The organism is Nocardia sp. BSTN01 (assembly GCF_015354405.1).
Classification (GTDB): domain Bacteria; phylum Actinomycetota; class Actinomycetes; order Mycobacteriales; family Mycobacteriaceae; genus Nocardia.
Genome location: NZ_JADKYP010000176.1, coordinates 1 through 641, shown reverse-complemented (window position 1 = coordinate 641; position 641 = coordinate 1). Strand labels below are relative to the sequence as shown.

Genomic DNA, 641 nt, shown 5'->3' with positions numbered 1-641 from the left:
CCACGGCGTACATGCCGACCACCAGATCGATCGAACGCCGCATCCCCAGAGCGACCAGCGACTCGGGTCCGACACCCTGGTCGACGAGCCAGCGGGCGAGCCGGCGCACGCGGGCCGCGAACTCGGCGTAGGACAGACTCGTCCCCTCGAAGATCACCGCGGTCGCGTCCGGCGTGCGCGCGACCTGAGCCTCGAACAGCGAGACCAGCGTCGCGGCGGCGTCGTCGGACACCGTCGGCAGCGCGGCATCGATGGGGAATTCGGTGTCGTTCCAATGCCGCAGCACCAGCGCGTTCTCGGCGGCGTCGAGGACCGGCAGGTCGCCCACGGCGACCGACGGATCCGCGGCCACGGCCCGCAGCACGCGCAGAAAACGATGGGCGAACGACTCGGCGAACGCCTCGTCGAACAGATCGGTCGCGAAGACCAGTTCGGCGGCCATCTCGGCGCCGGCGGCAGTACCGGCGGCGGCGTCCGCGCCGGTGCCGACCGGACCCTCGCTCAGCGTCAGCTGCAGATCGAATTTCGCCGTCTGCGTATCGATTCCGAGTTCGGCGACGGTCAGTCCGGGCAGCTCCAGGGCGGTGCGTCCGAGATTCTGGAAGGACAGCATCACCTGGAACAGCGGATGCCGCGCCTGT

General features: G+C 69.9%; 1 protein-coding gene. It reads right to left on the bottom strand.

Annotated elements, in window-relative coordinates; translation table 11 throughout:
* The coding region (locus tag IRT45_RS36410; protein WP_194810278.1) for an AMP-binding protein at positions 1 to 641 on the bottom strand (641 nt) is incomplete at both ends.